Source organism: Brevibacillus sp. SYP-B805 (assembly GCF_011059135.1).
Lineage (GTDB): Bacteria > Bacillota > Bacilli > Brevibacillales > Brevibacillaceae > Brevibacillus_F.
This window is the reverse complement of the sequence record NZ_JAALGD010000002.1, coordinates 321,499-337,896: the sequence shown is the minus strand read 5'-3', so window position 1 is coordinate 337,896 and position 16,398 is coordinate 321,499. Positions and strand designations below refer to the sequence as shown.

At 56.5% G+C, this 16,398-nt stretch carries 13 protein-coding genes and 1 riboswitch; of the genes, 11 read left to right on the top strand and 2 right to left on the bottom strand.

Going from position 1 to position 16,398, the window contains the following annotated elements; genetic code table 11:
- Positions 1-45: 45 nt before the first annotated feature.
- Positions 46-150: riboswitch (SAM riboswitch) on the top strand.
- A gap of 109 nt (positions 151-259) precedes the next feature.
- The gene (gene metX / locus G3578_RS04370; protein WP_165209037.1) at positions 260-1,321 is read left to right on the top strand and encodes a homoserine O-acetyltransferase MetX; all 1,062 of its coding nucleotides are present in this window, start codon (positions 260-262) and stop codon (positions 1,319-1,321) included.
- Positions 1,322-1,499: 178 nt separating this feature from the next.
- On the opposite strand, the gene G3578_RS04365 is transcribed toward metX, so the two are convergent.
- Positions 1,500-1,979 (bottom strand): DUF2507 domain-containing protein, encoded by a 480-nt coding sequence (locus tag G3578_RS04365; RefSeq protein WP_165209034.1) that lies wholly within the window; start codon positions 1,977-1,979, stop codon positions 1,500-1,502.
- A 401-nt stretch (positions 1,980-2,380) separates the two neighbouring features.
- Here G3578_RS04365 and G3578_RS04360 point away from each other — a divergent pair, with 401 nt between their 5' ends.
- From G3578_RS04360 to G3578_RS04330, 7 genes are all read left to right on the top strand, one after another.
- Positions 2,381-2,995, top strand: a complete 615-nt coding sequence (locus tag G3578_RS04360; RefSeq protein ID WP_165209031.1) for a succinate dehydrogenase cytochrome b558 subunit — start codon at positions 2,381-2,383, stop codon at positions 2,993-2,995.
- Between the two features lie 18 nt (positions 2,996-3,013).
- Positions 3,014-4,777: a succinate dehydrogenase flavoprotein subunit gene (sdhA, locus tag G3578_RS04355; RefSeq protein WP_165209028.1), complete on the top strand. Its 1,764-nt coding sequence runs from the start codon at positions 3,014-3,016 to the stop codon at positions 4,775-4,777.
- Positions 4,777-5,529 carry a succinate dehydrogenase iron-sulfur subunit gene (sdhB, locus tag G3578_RS04350; protein WP_481752718.1) on the top strand — a complete coding sequence of 251 codons (753 nt, stop codon included), beginning with the start codon at positions 4,777-4,779 and terminating at the stop codon, positions 5,527-5,529. Before sdhA ends, sdhB begins: the two co-directional genes overlap by 1 nt.
- A 174-nt stretch (positions 5,530-5,703) precedes the next feature.
- Positions 5,704-9,483, top strand: a complete 3,780-nt coding sequence (locus tag G3578_RS21130; RefSeq protein WP_277603115.1) for a S8 family serine peptidase — start codon at positions 5,704-5,706, stop codon at positions 9,481-9,483.
- Between the two features lie 85 nt (positions 9,484-9,568).
- The gene (locus G3578_RS04340; RefSeq protein WP_165209022.1) at positions 9,569-9,949 is read left to right on the top strand and encodes a hypothetical protein; all 381 of its coding nucleotides are present in this window, start codon (positions 9,569-9,571) and stop codon (positions 9,947-9,949) included.
- Positions 9,950-10,038: 89 nt separating this feature from the next.
- The gene (locus G3578_RS04335; protein ID WP_165209019.1) at positions 10,039-10,497 is read left to right on the top strand and encodes a chemotaxis protein CheX; all 459 of its coding nucleotides are present in this window, start codon (positions 10,039-10,041) and stop codon (positions 10,495-10,497) included.
- Between the two features lie 271 nt (positions 10,498-10,768).
- Entirely contained in the window at positions 10,769-10,990 is a 222-nt protein-coding gene (locus G3578_RS04330; RefSeq protein WP_003387736.1) for a helix-turn-helix domain-containing protein, read from the top strand.
- Positions 10,991-11,063: 73 nt separating this feature from the next.
- Here the strand turns inward: G3578_RS04330 and G3578_RS04325 are convergent, their stop codons facing one another.
- Positions 11,064-12,329 carry a putative periplasmic lipoprotein gene (locus G3578_RS04325; RefSeq protein WP_165209016.1) on the bottom strand — a complete coding sequence of 422 codons (1,266 nt, stop codon included), beginning with the start codon at positions 12,327-12,329 and terminating at the stop codon, positions 11,064-11,066.
- Between the two features lie 46 nt (positions 12,330-12,375).
- On the opposite strand from G3578_RS04325, the gene G3578_RS04320 reads away from it, so the two are divergent.
- Genes G3578_RS04320 through G3578_RS04310 form a run of 3 tightly spaced genes read left to right on the top strand, consistent with a single transcriptional unit; the run spans position 12,376 to position 16,369 of the window.
- On the top strand, positions 12,376-13,998 hold the full coding sequence (locus G3578_RS04320) for a spore germination protein (protein WP_165209013.1): 1,623 nt from the start codon (positions 12,376-12,378) through the stop codon (positions 13,996-13,998).
- Between the two features lie 38 nt (positions 13,999-14,036).
- Positions 14,037-15,167: a GerAB/ArcD/ProY family transporter gene (locus G3578_RS04315; protein ID WP_165209011.1), complete on the top strand. Its 1,131-nt coding sequence runs from the start codon at positions 14,037-14,039 to the stop codon at positions 15,165-15,167.
- 14 nt (positions 15,168-15,181) lie between these two features.
- A complete protein-coding gene (locus tag G3578_RS04310) occupies positions 15,182-16,369 on the top strand; it encodes a Ger(x)C family spore germination protein (protein WP_165209009.1) in 1,188 nt (395 codons plus the stop codon).
- Positions 16,370-16,398 lie beyond the last annotated feature (29 nt).

Below are 16,398 nucleotides of genomic sequence, written 5' to 3'. Positions count from 1 at the left end.
TACACCCGTCTTGCCCGTATCATGATAAACAAACCAAGACGTGATCTCTTATCAAGAGTGGTGGAGGGACTGGCCCGATGAAACCCGGCAACCCCGCAGTGCGGAGAGGTGCCAATTCCAGCAGGCGTACGTGCGCCTGGGAGATAAGAGAGTGGGTGACTTTGCCAAAAACAAACCCTCTCTTCTCTCGGGAAGAGGGGGTTTTTCTGTGCGAAAAGGAATGCCTTCGCGTTTGATACGGGTGGAGGGGGAAGCAAGGATGCTGAAAGCAAGGCTTGGCCAGATAACCCTGGAATCGGGGGAAGTACTGAGCGAGGTGGAAGTCGGCTATCAGACCTATGGCACCTATGAACCGGAGAAGGGCAATGCCGTGCTGGTCTGTCATGCCCTGACGGGAGACGTGTACGCGGCTGGCGACGGGGAGCGTCAGGGATGGTGGGACGGATTGATTGGCCCCGGGAAAGTGGTGGATACGAACAAATATTTTGTCATCTGCAGCAACGTGTTGGGCGGCTGTTACGGCACCACGGGTCCCGCCAGCATCTGTCCGGAAACGGGGAAGCCTTACGGGTCGTCGTTTCCCGTGGTTACCATCCGGGACATGGTCCGCGTGCAGCGCCGGCTGCTGAGCGTGCTTGGGGTGGAGAGGCTGTACGCAGTCATCGGCGGCTCCATGGGCGGCATGCAGGTGTATGAGTGGTTGGTCGAATACCCCGACATGATGGACGTGGGCGTGCCGATCGCCACCTGCGCGCGGATGTCTGCGGTGGGCATCGCTTACAATGACGTGGGGCGCCAGGCGATTTGCAGCGATCCGGAGTGGAAAGACGGCGATTACTATCCGGGTGAAGGCCCGCGGCAGGGGCTCTCGATTGCCCGGATGGTGGGCATGCTTACCTATCGAACGGCGGAATTGTTTGAAGAGCGTTTTGGCCGCAACCTGCGGGATTCCGTAGCCAACCCCTTGACCGACTCGGTTTTCGAGATTGAAAGCTATCTGCGGTATCAGGGGGAAAAGCTGGTGAAACGCTTCGATGCCAACAGTTATCTGTATCTGCTGAAAGCGATGGATACGCATGATATCGGCCGGGACAGAGGGGGTCTGAAGGAAGCCATCGCGCACATCAAGGCCAGGGTGCTGGCTATCGGGATCGTCAATGACCTGATTTATCCGGTTGATCATCAGCAGGAGATGGTAGCGCTGATGAAACAATGCGGGGTGGACGTGGAGTTTTATACCATTGAGTCCAAATACGGCCATGATGCGTTTTTGGTGGATTTCCCCAAGTTTGCCCCGCTGCTGGAACCTTACTTCACCTAAGTGGAAGCGGCGGCTGACCCTACCGGTTTTCTTTGGCAGATAAAGTGACGAAGAAAGTTTGGGGGCCCCCGCCGACACAGCATGTTCAGGGGTCCCCAAAAAGTACTCGGATTAAGCTTCGAAGGTCAACGTCACTTTTTGGGGTTGAGCCTAGCTTAAGTCGGCGGGGTTACATCCTTCACTCGCGCGGAGGGATGAGCGTGACGCTGATGCGCGCTTCCCTTCGCTTGTCGGCGGGGTTGTGGTGCAGTTCCAGTTTCACATCAGCCTCCATCCCTCTCCACTGGCCGAGCGCCCCCGCCAGGATGCCGCATTCCAGGGACAAGCTTGTCCCCAGGCGCTCGATCGGCAGATGCTCAAACATGGGATGCGTCAGCCGATACAGGTAACGATCGGGGCTCTCCTGCATCAGCTCCAGCTTGCCCAGCCCGAGGCGGATAAAGGGCAGGACAAGCCCCTGGGCGGAATGGATGGGGATCTGCCTCCCGATATCTTTTCCCAGCCAATGGAGGATAGGCGCTTCGGAGCTGCCCAGCAGCTGTTGGGTCAGCGTTTGGCGGAGCAGATGATAGCCCAGATACGGCATGCTGGTCATTTCCGCATGGGGAATCGCGGTGACGGGGAGCAGGGCGGCGAGCTGATCCTCGACCGGTTTCATACGGGCCACACTCCTTTTCTCTTTGTTTGCTACCAACATATGAAAGAAAAGCAGCAGACATGCCAGGAAAACTATGAAAAAATAGATGGAAAAATGTGACTATTCCAACAATAGAACCAGTCTAACCACTGTCTTGACGCTGCGAAAGCACAGGAGTACAATGATTTTGGTCACTTTTTGATCACTTTTTTCCTTTATTCGACATATTTCGTGTTGGAAGGTTGGCAGCAAGCTAGCTAGTTTGTCATCGCCTCCTTTTTCTTTCGTTCAGGCAAAGAGGAAGAAAAGGAAAACGGTTGCAAACCGGCTTGGAAGGGGCTGTCTAACCGTCCGGACAATGGGCAAGGATAAAGGAGAAAAGGGTCATATTGTTTTTCATACTTAGAAGGGGGGACCCATGCATGGCGAAAAGCCATCACTTTTTCAACCGCAAGCTCCACTCCCTGCTTGGATTGTTTCCCGTAGGGCTGTACCTGCTCGTGCACTTGGTCACCAACTACCAGGCGACCAGGGGCGAAGCAGCATTCAATCAGGCGGTTGCCTTTCTGGAGAGCTTGCCGTTTTTGATTGTGCTTGAGTTCGTACTTATCTACCTTCCGCTGCTGTTCCACGCCATTCTGGGGATCTACATTGCGTTTCAGGCGAAGCACAATGTCTCTAGCTTCGGCTATTTCCGCAATCACATGTTCCTGTGGCAGCGTCTGACCGGAATCATTACGTTGATCTTTATTTCGTGGCACGTATGGGAAACGCGCATTCAATACGCCCTCGGCGCGAAAGAGCTGAACTATCAGATGATGGTGGACATCCTCAGCAACCCGGCCATGGTCGTGTTTTACACCATCGGTATTTTGAGTGCCGTTTTCCATTTCTCCAACGGTATCTGGTCTTTCCTCGTCCATTGGGGAATTACCGTCGGCCCGCGTTCGCAGCGTGCAGCCACCTATCTGACCATGGGCATCTTCGTGGTCGTCTCTTTCATCGGCTTGCGCGCGATGGCCGCGTTCATACAGTAGGATAGGGGGACTATCGCAATGGCTAAAGGCAAACTGATCATCGTCGGCGGCGGTCTGGCCGGCTTGATGGCGACAATCAAAGCAGCAGAGAAAGGCGTTCCCGTAGAGCTGTTCTCCCTCGTTCCCGTGAAACGCTCCCACTCCGTCTGTGCCCAGGGCGGGATCAACGGCGCGGTGAATACCAAAGGGGAAGGCGACTCCACCTGGGAGCACTTTGACGATACGATTTACGGCGGCGACTTCCTGGCCAACCAACCGCCGGTGAAAGCGATGTGTGATGCGGCACCGGGGATTATCTACATGCTCGACCGGATGGGCGTCATGTTTAACCGGACGCCGGAGGGTCTCCTGGACTTCCGCCGTTTCGGGGGAACCAAACACCACCGCACTGCGTTTGCCGGCGCGACGACGGGCCAGCAGCTTCTCTATGCGCTGGACGAACAGGTGCGCCGCTTCGAAACAGAAGGTTTGGTAAAGAAATACGAGTATTGGGATTTCCTTGGCATTGTCCTGGATGATGCGGGCGTTTGCCGCGGGATTACGGCCCAAAACCTGCGTACCAGCGAAATCGTGTCGTTCCCGGCGGATGCCGTCATTCTGGCGACCGGCGGCCCGGGGATCATCTTCGGCAAATCGACCAACTCCATCATCAATACCGGTACGGCGGCATCGGCGGCGTATCAGCAGGGCGTTATCTATGCCAACGGGGAATTCATCCAGATTCACCCGACTGCCATCCCGGGCGACGACAAGCTGCGCCTGATGTCCGAGTCGGCTCGCGGCGAGGGCGGACGCATCTGGACTTACAAAGACGGAAAACCGTGGTACTTCCTGGAAGAAAAATACCCGGCATACGGCAACCTGGTGCCGCGGGATATCGCTACACGCGAAATTTTCCATGTGTGTGTAGACTTGAAGCTGGGGATCAACGGCGAGAACATGGTCTACCTGGACCTGTCGCACAAGGATCCGAAAGAGCTGGATGTGAAGCTCGGCGGCATCATCGAAATCTATGAAAAATTCATGGGCGAAGATCCGCGCAAGGTGCCGATGAGAATCTTCCCGGCCGTTCACTACTCCATGGGCGGCATGTGGGTCGATTACAACCAGATGACCAACATCCCGGGTCTCTTCGCTGCCGGTGAGTGCGATTATTCGCAGCACGGGGCCAACCGTCTCGGCGCCAACTCGCTCCTGTCGGCCATCTACGGCGGCATGGTTGCGGGGCCGAAGGCGATCGAGTATATCAACGGCCTGGAAAAAACGTCTGAAGCCTTGTCCAGCGCCATGTTCGACGCTTATACGAAAAAAGAACAGGAGAAATTCGACAACATCCTGAAGATGGACGGTACGGAAAACGCCTACCTGATCCACCGCGAACTGGGCGAATGGATGACCGATAACGTAACGGTGGTGCGCTACAATGACCGTCTGAAAAAGACGGACGAGAAGATTCAGGAACTGATGGAGCGCTACAAGCGCATCAACATCAACGATACCCAGCGTTGGAGCAACTCCGGTGCAACGTTTACCCGCCATCTTTGGAACATGCTGATCCTTGCCCGCGTGATCACCATCGGCGCCCTGCTGCGCAACGAGAGCCGCGGTGCTCACTACAAACCCGAATTCCCCGAGCGCAACGACGAGCAGTTCCTGAAAACGACCATGGCGAAGTTCAATCCGGAAACGCTGGCTCCTGACATCTATTACGAGGACGTGGACATTTCGCTGATTCCGCCGCGTAAACGCGACTACACCCAGAACAAGAAAGGAGGGCATTGATCATGTCGGACAAATTCATTCACTTGATCATCACCCGTCAGGACACGCCTGACAGCACTCCTTACAAAGAGGAATTCAAGATTCCGTATCGTCCCAACATGAACGTGATTTCTGCCCTGATGGAAATCCAGCGGAATCCGGTTAACGCGGCCGGCCAGAAAACGTCTCCGGTCACCTGGGAATCCAACTGCCTGGAAGAAGTGTGCGGTGCCTGTTCCATGGTGATCAACGGCAAGCCGCGTCAGGCCTGCACCGCCCTGATCGACAAGCTGGAACAGCCGATCCGCCTGGAGCCGATGCGCACATTCCCGGTGCAGCGCGACCTGTCGGTGGACCGCAGCCGCATGTTTGATGCCCTGAAGCGCGTCAAGGCATGGATTCCGATCGACGGCACCCACGATCTCGGTCCGGGTCCCCGCATGCCGGAGGTGGACCGCCAGTGGGCCTATGAGCTTTCCAAGTGCATGACCTGCGGCGTCTGCCTGGAAGCCTGCCCGAACGTGAACGCCAAGTCGCCGTTTATCGGTCCGTTTGCAATTTCGCAGGTGCGCCTGTTCAACACGCATCCGACCGGTCAAATGAACAAACACGAACGTCTGGAAGCCTTGATGGAGGAGGGCGGCATTCAGGAGTGCGGGAACTCGCAAAACTGCGTGCAGGCCTGCCCGAAAGGCATTCCGCTCACCACGTCGATTGCCCATATGAACAAAGAGACAACCAAATACGCCATCAAGAAGTTCTTCTTCTCCTGATGCGGGATGCCCCCTGCCCGGACGACGGGCGGGACAAGTCGGCTCACGCCCGGCGCTGGCAGCAAGAAACAGCCTGGTTTTCCTTTCTGTGGAAAGCCAGGCTGTTTTGCATACCATTCATCCTCCAAAGGAAAACTGTTGGAAATGGGACAAATTCTGCTCGAGGAGGTTGCGATGGAAAAGCGATTGATCTGTGCGGGAACGGCTTTGTGGTATCTGATGCTTTCCATAACCATGCCCGCTCCGCTGGCGGCCGCAGTGGCCGGGGGAACGAACAGCGTGGATGCGGCAGCGTCTTTTACCCGACAGGTGATGGCTGATCTGCATGGCGCAGGCAGCCCTTTTTTGCAGGGAAACGGCGCAAAGCGGAGGGCGTCTGCTGCCGACGAATGGAGCCGACTCGGGGAAACCGTGCTGGGGGAACAGGTAAAGGAGGGGCCGAGGTCAAGCCTGGAGATGATCGAAGCGCCAAAAGTATGGGACCAGTTCGGGCTGAAAGGAGAAGGGATGCTGATCTCCATCGTCGACACGGGGATCAACCCCCGGCATCCCGATCTGCCGCCGCCGCGCGACAAACGGTTGGCCCAGCAGAAATCGGGCTCCACCCAAAAAGTGATCCCGGGGTACAACTGGGCGGATCGCAACCAGGTTACCGCCGATGTGGGAGAGGCGCAGCACGGCATGCACGTGGCCGGCATCGTCGCGGGCAACGGCAAGATAAAGGGAGTTGCCCCCGAAGCGCAGCTGTTGAGCCAGAAAGTGTTCAGCAACTATCAGGGGGAACTGCCGGGTTTGAGCGAATCCATTCTGTTCGCCATCAATGACTCCATCGCCAAAAAAGCGGATGTGATCAATCTGAGCCTCGGCTCTTCGGCCGGATACGTGGATGAGACGAATACCGAGCAGTATGCGATCAAGCGGGCTGTCGACAATGGGGTGGTGGTCGTGGCGGCCGCCGGCAACGACGGGTATTTCGGCAGCGACAAGGTGCTGGAGCAGAACCCTGACACCGCGATGGTAGGCTCACCGGGGCTGGCTCCGGACGCCCTGTCCGTTGCCTCTGCCAATTCCACCACCTTGGCGGGCGTCGGCTTCGCCGTGAACGGCGTCGACGCCCTGGACCGGATCGTCTATCTGCCGGCCCATGTGTCGGCGGGCGAACCGCTGCAGCCGACCCAATCGCTCGCTCGCCCCCATCCGCTGGTATACATGGGGAAAGGAAAAAGGGAAGACTATACGATCTCCGTCAAGGGCAAAGTGGTCCTCGTGGAACGCGGCGAAATCACCTTCGACGAAAAGCTGCGGATTGCGCGGGAAGCGGGTGCGGCGGGCGTGATCGTTTACAACAACGAGGCGGGGCCGCTCATGATCAGCGCGGCCGAGAGCAAAAACATTCCGGCCGTCTCCATTCTGAAGCAGCAGGGCGAAACCCTGGCCAACGCCCTGAAAAAGGGGAAAACGGTGACGGTCACCTTTGACGGCCAGTATGGGCAAAACCCCATGCCGTATCCAAATGGCGGCATCATCTCTTCCTTCTCCTCCTGGGGGCCGACGCCCGATCTTCAGTTCAAGCCGGAGATTACGGCGCCGGGCGGAGGGATTCTTTCCACCGTGCGGGAGGCGGATTATGCCGTGAAAAGCGGCACCTCCATGGCTACCCCGCATGTCGCGGGCGCCATGGCGTTGATGAAACAGGGGTATCAGAAGCTGGGGCGCAATCTGCAGGGCAGAGCCTTGGTGGAAACATTGAAAGCGGCTGCGATGAACACCGCTCTCCCCCTGATGGACCCCCGCGAGACCGCTGCGGCCTCCGTCGGCCATCAGCCGGGTTCGCTTCCATACTCCCCCCGCGTGCAGGGGGCGGGGATGATCCAGACGGCCAAAGCGATCCAAACCCCGGTGATCGTGACGGACCGCAAAGGAAAGGCAGGTGTCTCTATGGGGGAAGTGGGCGCGTCGGCCACGTTCTCCCTGTTCGTGGAGAACAAATTTGGTACGAAGCCGCTTACCTATGCCGTGCGCGACATGTTCGGCGTGCTGACGGATCTGCGCCGCGAAGGGGTGAACTGGCTGCGGGAGACACCGCTCCCGGGGGCCAGGCTGGAGATCCAGCCCCGGCAGGTGACCGTCGCGCCCGGGCAGAAGCAGGAAGTGAAGGTGACGCTCTCGATTCCCGCCAGCGCTCCCCGCAACATCTTCGCGGAGGGATTTCTGTCGTTTGTGCCGACCGGGTCCGATCTGCCCGAACTGCATGTGCCGTATTACGGATTTTACGGCGAGTGGGACGAACCCCGGATCATGGATGCGCCGATGTGGGAAGCGGGCAGCCAGGAAAAACGGACGGGCGTGAAAACCACCTGGTATCACGACAAGGAGAACGACAAGTGGAGATACCGCGACTATCTCGGGGTAACCGGCGTGGACGGGGACGGCAATGTACTGATCGATCCGGCCCGCATCGCGTTTTCGCCCAATGGAGACGGCCATTATGATGTGGCCGCGCCGTCCGTCACCTTTTTGCGCAATGCAAAGCAGGTGACCATCGATGTGATTGACAGCGAGGGCAAAGTGATCCGTTCCCTCGCCAAGGACGAAAAAGTGACCAAATACGACCAGTCCAGGCTGGGCATTCCCTATTACTACACAGAGAAGGAAGAATGGGGCTGGGACGGCAGGATGTACGTCCCGGAGAAAGGGGAGTACAAGCAGGTACCGGACGGTTCATACTACTTTCAGATTCGGGCCAGGATCGACGGCCGCCATGCCGACTGGCAAACGATGCTTCTGCCCATCCATGTGGACACCCGGGCCCCGACCGTGACCGCTTCGCTGGACGGCAGCCGCGTCCGCTGGTCAACCCGGGACAAGGATGTGCAGGGCTACCTCCTGTACGAGGACGGGAAGAAGAAAGGCGGCCCCTATTCGGCTGCGGAACACAGCGCCCTGATCAGCCAGCCCCGCAAACATATCACGCTGGTGGCCTATGATTTCGCCGGCAACGTGACGGCGGTCCATGTGAACGGCAAGAGCGACATCGACCCGCCGCTCGTCGCGTTTCCGCACGATCTGTTCGACGCCATTCTCCTGACCAACCGGCCGTACGTCCCGGTCCAGGGCCGGATCAGGGGCGAAGATATGCTGGACCGGGTCAGGCTGACGATCAACCAAACCCCCGTGAAGGTGGACGAGGAAGGTTCGTTTGAAACGGTGCTGCCGCTCCCCGAGGGACTGCACTACGTCACCTACCAGGCGACGGACATGTACGGCAACAGCCGCCAGTTTACCCAGCGGGTGATCGTTGACATGACACCCCCGCAGCTTCATTTGCTGAACGACGGCTCCGAAGAGCTGTATTTCGACCCCTCCGCCAAACGGATGCTGCTGCCGCTGCGCCTGCAGTACCGGGATGCCACCTACAAAGGGCACGTCAAGGTAAACGGCCAGATCATTGCCAGCTGGGAAGAGGATCAGCTGGAGAAAGCCGTCCACAAGCAGTTCGTCCATCCTCTCCCGCTGAAGCAGGGGGAGAACCGGCTGTTGGTGGAAGGGGCCGACGGGGCGGGAAACCAATCAACGCTGTCGATCCATGCGTATGTGGATACGAACGCCGGCACCCTGGTTCTGCACCACGGGGAACAGCGCTTCACCTATCAGGCAAAAACGCTGCCTGCCCCGACCATGCATGTGGCACAGCCCGGCTATGAAGGGGTGGCCGGCAAACCGTTGGTGATTCGGGGCAGGGTAAACGGCCAGCTTCCGGTACAGCTCCAGTTCTATTACAGGGAGAAACGGCTGCAGGGTGATGTCAACGACCGGAATGAATTCCGCCTGCTTCTGCCGGAAGTGACGGAAGGAAAGGAAAAAGTGATCATCGTCGGCAGGGACATCTTGGGGAGGGATGTGCGTGCCAGCGTGCCGGTGCAGGGTGTCCGTGCAGCCGGCCGGCAGGATTGATCGATCCGCTTCCCGAACGTGATTCCCACCCGCGCGCAGCGCCATGGCCGGGTGGGAACATGTTTGGCTGAAAAGGGGGGAAAACATGTTTTATCATGGAATCAAATGGGAATATGTATATCAGGATTATCCGATTCTTTCTCCGCGCCGCGGGATCTCCCGCAAAAGCCGGGAGCAGATGTCCGACCGCTTCCATCTTCTGGCACAGTTTGGGCTGGAACCGGTTCACCTGTTGGAAGCGGGTACAGCATATCCGGTGGAACAATGTATCCGGGAATGCCTTGCCTTCGGAGATACCGTCTTTGGGTTTGCCCATCTGCCCGATCCGCTCTGGCAGCTGAGCCGCCATGAAGTGGGGGTACCTGCGCTCGATCTGCGCCATTGTACAGAGATTTACCTCACCGAAGAGGTTGTCGAAATCAGTCGGCTGTTCCCGCACGTCCCCATCAGGCTCCTGCATACATAGGCAGTCGACGAAAAATGCTTGTTTCTCCGAAAATTCGACACTATAATGAGCCTAGCAGGGATAATCAGCCAAGAAAGGAATTGTTTAGCATGAACGCTCAGTACATTCATCCCTTTCTGGAATCGGCCGCTACCGTGATTCAACAGATCTGCAACGTGACCATCACCCGCGGTGAATTGGGTATCAAGGATGTGGCCTATTCCGAAGATCACATCTGGATCAGGATCGGCCTGACCGGACAGTTGGAAGGCGATGTCATCTTCGGCCTTCATCATGAGGTTGCCCTACGCGTTGTGTCTGCCATGATGGGGGGATTTCCGATCAGCGAGCTGGATGAGATCGGCAAGAGCGCGATATCGGAGCTGGGCAACATGATTTCCGGCAACGCCAGCACGCTGTTGTTCAACCAGGGGGTATCGATCGACATCACCCCCCCGCAGCTCGTCCAGAATCAAGAGGCGCTGCCGTCATCCGGAAAAGCGCTGGCTGTCCCGTTAAATCTTGGAGATTTGGGCCGCTTGGAAATCCACGTCATTGCGTTGTCCTGACTGCGGCAAACAGTTGCACACTGAAGGTAGCGCCCGCCATACGCAGGGCGTTTTTCTTTAGGGGGGCTGCCACGCCCGTTTTTGCGTTCCGGCGCCCGCCGTTACTCGCTGCGGCATTATTGGAACCCATTGCCCATTTCCGGAATAGAGTATAAGGCAAAAGCCTAAAATCCCTTATACTCCGGCACCATCACCCACTCCGCTACATAGGATAAGGTGACTGTATCCCTCAACCTTGTTCCTGTAGAGCCCACAAGGAGGGGTGGCACGATTGAAGGGTAGCGACCAAACCAAGCCGTTATTAACGAATCGCGAAAGAGAAGTGTTCGAACTCTTGGTCCAGGACAAAACAACCAAAGAGATAGCCGGACAACTCTTCATCAGCGAAAAAACCGTTCGCAATCACATTTCAAACGTCATGCAAAAATTAGGTGTAAAAGGTCGGTCTCAAGCGGTGGTCGAACTTGTTCGACTTGGAGAATTAGAGATTTGAACCCAGCCCACCCAGCACTCCCTTTCTTCGGACAGAAGGCAGGGAGATTTTTTTTTTGTTCGCAGCAACCGGTTCAATCGTTCTTCTCCAAGAAACTGGTCACTTTCCCTGTTATCCGGTCTACATACAGCCAATCGGTTGTTGCGGTATGCTGGTCATCGTTTCCATTGCGTACCTCCTCGTATATGTGAATCACCACCTCTTTCCCGTCTGCATGATCCACTTCCGTGTGAAAGATGGAACCCATGTTGTTTTGATCCCGACGGTTTTGGATGATTTGAGTGGTGTGCTTTTCCCCAGTGGCGATGTAAAAGGCTTCTTCTTCTGTCAATAATTCTTCTGCAGGATTTGGTTTACCTGAGTCAAAACGATCCATCAATACTTCCTGATAGCGATCAAATTCATCCTTTCGCAATGTCCGATAGATCGTATCCCTGGAGAATCCCAACGCCAGCAATTGATCATACATGTTACCGGTATCCTGCGGGTCGATTTCACCGATGGCGGTGAACGCCTTCTTCGCTTCATCATATACGACGACCTGATCCAGAACATAAGCGGAGTGATTCTCACGGCTTCGGGAACGCAGAAGAAGAAGCTCTGCTCCGTTCGCGATATCCGTTACAAAAACATCCGTAAGCCCATGGCGATATTGGTCTTCCAGATTCACAGCGTTGTACAGGTTTGTAAAAAATAAAGGTTCATGCTGACTGCCGGCATTTTTTAGGTAGTAGGTACCTTTTGGTTCTGCGTTTAATCCGCCGAACAACGTATTTTCGGGATAATCAATGATCAATTGATTTTCTTTGAAGGTAAGGGAGACCTTTTCATACTCCTTTTCCGTGAAACGGATGTGTCCGCCGGATACCGTAAAATCTGAATCGATGCTGCCTACATGGTGCGTAAATCCGAACGAAACCTCCACATGGAGATGGTAGAGGCCGTTTCCTTTCGCGGTTACCTCGGCGTCTCTTTGATTCAATGCATCTTCGCCCGCAATCGAGAAGGTTCCCAAGAGAATCTCCGGCAGTTTCCGGGGGCTTTGCTTGGGAGGTGCAACAGTTTGTACGGAAGGAGTCACGACCGGGACAGAGGAAGCATGCAAGGTGATGTGTTCATCCGTGGTTGGGAGAATTCCCGACGCTGCGGGTGATTGGCACCCTGTCACCAGCATCACGAGTACAATGATCGGAATGAATCGACGCATGAAAACGCCTCCTGCTTCATGTGGGGGAATAGCGGGATGAGCACACATCCGATTCTTCTTATTATACAAGGGCAAGGAAACCGTTACCAGATGATGATGGAATTGCCGCATGCTGCCAGTCTGTTTGGGCATACTAGAAAAACCAAACAGGAGCCAGTGATTGAAAGGAAATCGCGCGATGAAACCTACGCAGCCCGGAGCGAAGAGAGTCAAGCGAACCAAATTGCAGCGGTTGCTGCAAAAGAGAAAACCCGCTCCTTTTCCCCCGGATCGTTTTTCGTCCTCCCTGGAAGAGAACATCGCGGAGATACGCCAACGCCTCGGGCACAATGCGGATTTCGTCACCCGACGGCTGATTTACGCGGAACAGAAGGCCGCTCTGTTCTTCTTTGAAACCCTTGTGGACATCAAGCTCTTGAGCGAACAGGTGGTGGACCCTCTTCGGGCAGTCTCCCCTGGGGAAGGGACGAGCGGCGTGGAAGTGACCGACGGCGGGACAGGGACCAGCGTCGGGGAAGGGACGGCAGCCGGTTTGATGGAGGAGATCTCACTCCGCATCGTGCTCAGGGAAACGCATCAAGTGGCAGCGTGGAATGAGGCTGTTTCGCAGCTGCTGCAGGGATACGTGCTGCTGCTCGCGGAAGGAGAAACAAAGGGTCTTCTGATCGACGTGAAAAAGGTGGAGAAGCGGGGGATTGATGAGCCCGATACGGAGCAAAGCGTGATCGGTCCGCGCGAAAGCTTCGTAGAAAACCTGACGACAAATATCACGCTCATCCGGCAGCGGCTCCGCGATCCCCATCTTTCCGTCGAAGAGTGGCGGCTGACGAGGCGCGGGAGCGGGAGAGTGGCGCTTTTTTACCTGGCGGATGTCGCCAACCCACAGATCGTCCAAGAGGTGAGATCGCGCCTGTCCCGGATCGATGTCGATGCCATCCAGGGACAGCTGCACCTGCAGGAATTGATCCATGACAACAATTTTTCCCTGTTTCCCCAGATGCGTCCCACGGAGCGGCCGGACGCCACCTGTTCCTACCTGCTGGAAGGCAATCTGGCGTTGATGGTGGACGGAGGGGCGCATGCCCTCATCTTCCCCATCAGCTTTTTTCAGCTGTTGGAAACAGTAGACGATTACTACAGCAGCTGGCAGTACGCCACCTTGATCCGTTTCGTGCGCATGCTGGCGCTCCTGTTCAGCATTGTCGTCCCCGGGCTGTACCTGTCCCTCGTCGCCTACAATCCCGAGCTGATTCCCACGCGGTTGGTAATCTCGATGGATGCCGCCCGCGTCAAGGTAGCCCTGCCGATCGTGGTGGAAATTTTCGTCATGGAACTGATGATCGAGGTTCTGCGGGAGGCCGGGCTCAAGCTGCCGAAACCGATCGGCCAGGCGGTCAGCATCGTCGGCGGGCTGGTGATCGGCGATGCGTCCGTCAATGCCAATCTGGTCAGTCCCGTTACGGTGGTGATCGTGGCGTTTACCGCCATCTCTTCGTTCACCGCTCCGGTCTATTTGCTTGGCGTGTCGTTCCGAATCCTGCGCTTTTTCCTGCTGCTTTCCAGCAGCATGCTGGGGCTGTACGGTTTTTTGCTGGGATTGTTTCTGGTTCATGCCCACCTGGCCCGCTTGGTGTCGTTCGGGGTTCCTTACCTGGCACCGCTTTCCCCGCTGCGGCTGGGGGACTGGGTCGATTCGATCGTCCGCCTCTCGTACAAAATGTTGACCTCGCGCCCGTCCTTTCTCAAGCCGCTTCAGCGCGTGAAGGCGCTGTCCACGAGGGTTCGCCCGCGGCGCCATTGACGAATATCGGATCATCTCTAACCTGAAGGAGGGTCGTCGTGAAAGAGAGCAGCAATCCCCCTGTCATTAGCCCGCTTCAGCTCGTCTTCCTGATTTTTGGCACCATCGTCGGCGTCGGCTTCATCACCCTGCCGCGGGGCGTGATGGAAAAAGCGCGGGAGGATGCGTGGATCAGCGTGCTGCTGGCGGGGATCGTGTCGATTCTCGCCTTGTGGCTGAGCGTGCGGGCAGCCCGATTGTTTCCGCAGGATACGCTGGTCGAATACAATCCCAAAGCGTTTGGCCGCATCCTCGGCTTCTTGTTCAATCTGGCATATGCCGGTTACTTTTTCTTTTTTACCGTTACCGGCGTGCGGACGATGGCGGAGGTGGTGCGCGCCGAGATGCTGCCGTTCACTCCCCTGGAAGTGATTATTCTGACCATGCTGTTCGCGGTTGTGTACGTTTCCTGGGATGGACTGATGCCGATCATCCGGCTGAAAGAATCCGGACTGCCGCTCACCTTCCTGTTGATTGTGTTTTTTCTGCTGTTCGCCTTTCTGGAGGCCGATTGGAGCGAGCTGCGCGTCCCGTTTGTGGAGGGAATTGCGCCTGTTTTCCAGGCGCTGCCAACCACGATCTATTCCTATCTCGGCTTTGAAATCCTTTTCCTTTATTACCCGTTTGTCATGCGGAAAGAAAAAGCGCTGTTGGGAGGGAGCATCGCCATCGCCCTGACTGCCTTGTTTTACGCCTTCATCGTATTGGGAACGCTGGTGACGATTGGCGTGGATGTTGCGATCGCACAAACCTATCCGGTGATTACGATGGCCAAATTGATCGAAGTGGTCCGGCAGTTCGTGGAGCGCGGGGAGCTGCTCCTGATCATTCTTTGGCTGCCGCTCGCCTACACGACGCATATCGTCACCTTATTCTCCACGGCGTTCACGCTGCAGCGCATGTTCCCCCCCATCACCCTGCGCTGGTGGCTGTCAGGGCTGGTTCCGGCCGTCTTTACCGTTTCTTTGATCCCGCAAAATTTGATAGAAATGGCTGCTTGGACGGATAAAGTGGGCGTGGTCGGGCTGTTCTTTTCAACCGGATATCCGCTGCTGCTGCTGTTGGCAGTCTGGATCAGAAGAAAACTGCATCTGCTGCCCGAACAGGATCGGATAGGGGAAACAGGATGAAAACGAGGCGGCGCATGCTTTGGTTTCACGGTCTTGTCGTTGCGGTGCTGCTGGGCATGGTGATGGCCGGTTGCTGGGATTACCGGGAACTGGAGGATCGCGCCCTAATCGTCGGGCTCGGCATCGATGAACTGCCTCCTGCACGTTATCAGGGGAAAGAGATGCGGATGTATCAGCTTATCGTCCAGGTGGTGGAGCCGACCGGCCAGAGCGGTGGACCAACGCAAGGCGGCATGATAGGGAGGGGGCAGGGAACCAAAGGGTATACCAACTTCACTATTGAAACGCCGTCCATCGCGGAAGGCATTGATCGGATTATCACCCGCAGCGACCGCATCCCCAATCTGGCGCACCTGCAACTGATCGGTATGGGAGAAAAGGTGGCAAAAAAGGGATTCAATGAACTGTACGACTTTTTTACACGCTTTCCGCAGATGCGCCGCAAAACCGAAATGGTCGTATTTTCCGGTTCGCTGCCGCCGTTCTTTACCACACAGAGTATCACCGAACCGACCCCGGCCCTTCACATCGCGCAGTTGACGGATAGCGTCACGGAAACATTAATGATCCCCGATACCAATCTGGGCGTCGTAAGCAAGAATATCCGCGGCAAAACCCCTTATCTGATGCTGTTGGTCGCTTTGGACGACAAGAAGGAGATTGTGATAAACAGGGCGGCCGTGTTTGAGGGATTTAAGATGGTCGGCACCCTGTCACGCAGCCAGCTGACGGATCTCTCCATCCTGCATGACGAGATCCAGCGCGGGATTTTGCATTTTCCCTGTTATGGCGGCAAACAAGCAGCCCTGCAGGTATTACGCGGGAAAACCCGGCTCAAGCCAGACATGCGGGGAAACACGCCGCATGTTACGTTTGACATCCAGATGGAGACGGAGCTTGTCGAATACCAATGCCTGGGTGCAGCGATGGACAAGCCGGAGAACATCAAGCGGCTGGAGCGCAGCTACTCCGCCATCTTGTCCCGCAGACTGCAGCGAACCATGGAGGAACTGGTCAAGAAGTATCATTCCGATCTGTTTCGCCTGACCACACGATTGAAAAAGGATCCGGCCATGTACCGGGAGATTCGGCAGCGGCCAAAAGAGTTCTTTCAGCGCCTGACGTTCGACATGCGTGTGTCGCTGAAGATCCGCAATCTCGGCAACACCTTGGAAACTCCCAGCCGCTCGCTTCGGCCGTAAGCAGGTATATCGCTGACAGGAACAGGGAT

Bases quoted from the DNA above. Each gene is read 5' to 3' on its own strand.
- metX (WP_165209037.1), top strand. From the start codon at position 260: ATGCTGAAAGCAAGGCTTGGCCAGATAACCCTGGAATCGGGGGAAGTA.
- G3578_RS04365 (WP_165209034.1), bottom strand. From the start codon at position 1,979: ATGAAACCGGTCGAGGATCAGCTCGCCGCCCTGCTCCCCGTCACCGCG.
- G3578_RS04360 (WP_165209031.1), top strand. From the start codon at position 2,381: ATGGCGAAAAGCCATCACTTTTTCAACCGCAAGCTCCACTCCCTGCTT.
- sdhA (WP_165209028.1), top strand. From the start codon at position 3,014: ATGGCTAAAGGCAAACTGATCATCGTCGGCGGCGGTCTGGCCGGCTTG.
- G3578_RS21130 (WP_277603115.1), top strand. From the start codon at position 5,704: ATGGAAAAGCGATTGATCTGTGCGGGAACGGCTTTGTGGTATCTGATG.
- G3578_RS04340 (WP_165209022.1), top strand. From the start codon at position 9,569: ATGTTTTATCATGGAATCAAATGGGAATATGTATATCAGGATTATCCG.
- G3578_RS04335 (WP_165209019.1), top strand. From the start codon at position 10,039: ATGAACGCTCAGTACATTCATCCCTTTCTGGAATCGGCCGCTACCGTG.
- G3578_RS04325 (WP_165209016.1), bottom strand. From the start codon at position 12,329: ATGCCCAAACAGACTGGCAGCATGCGGCAATTCCATCATCATCTGGTA.
- G3578_RS04320 (WP_165209013.1), top strand. From the start codon at position 12,376: ATGAAACCTACGCAGCCCGGAGCGAAGAGAGTCAAGCGAACCAAATTG.
- G3578_RS04310 (WP_165209009.1), top strand. From the start codon at position 15,182: ATGCTTTGGTTTCACGGTCTTGTCGTTGCGGTGCTGCTGGGCATGGTG.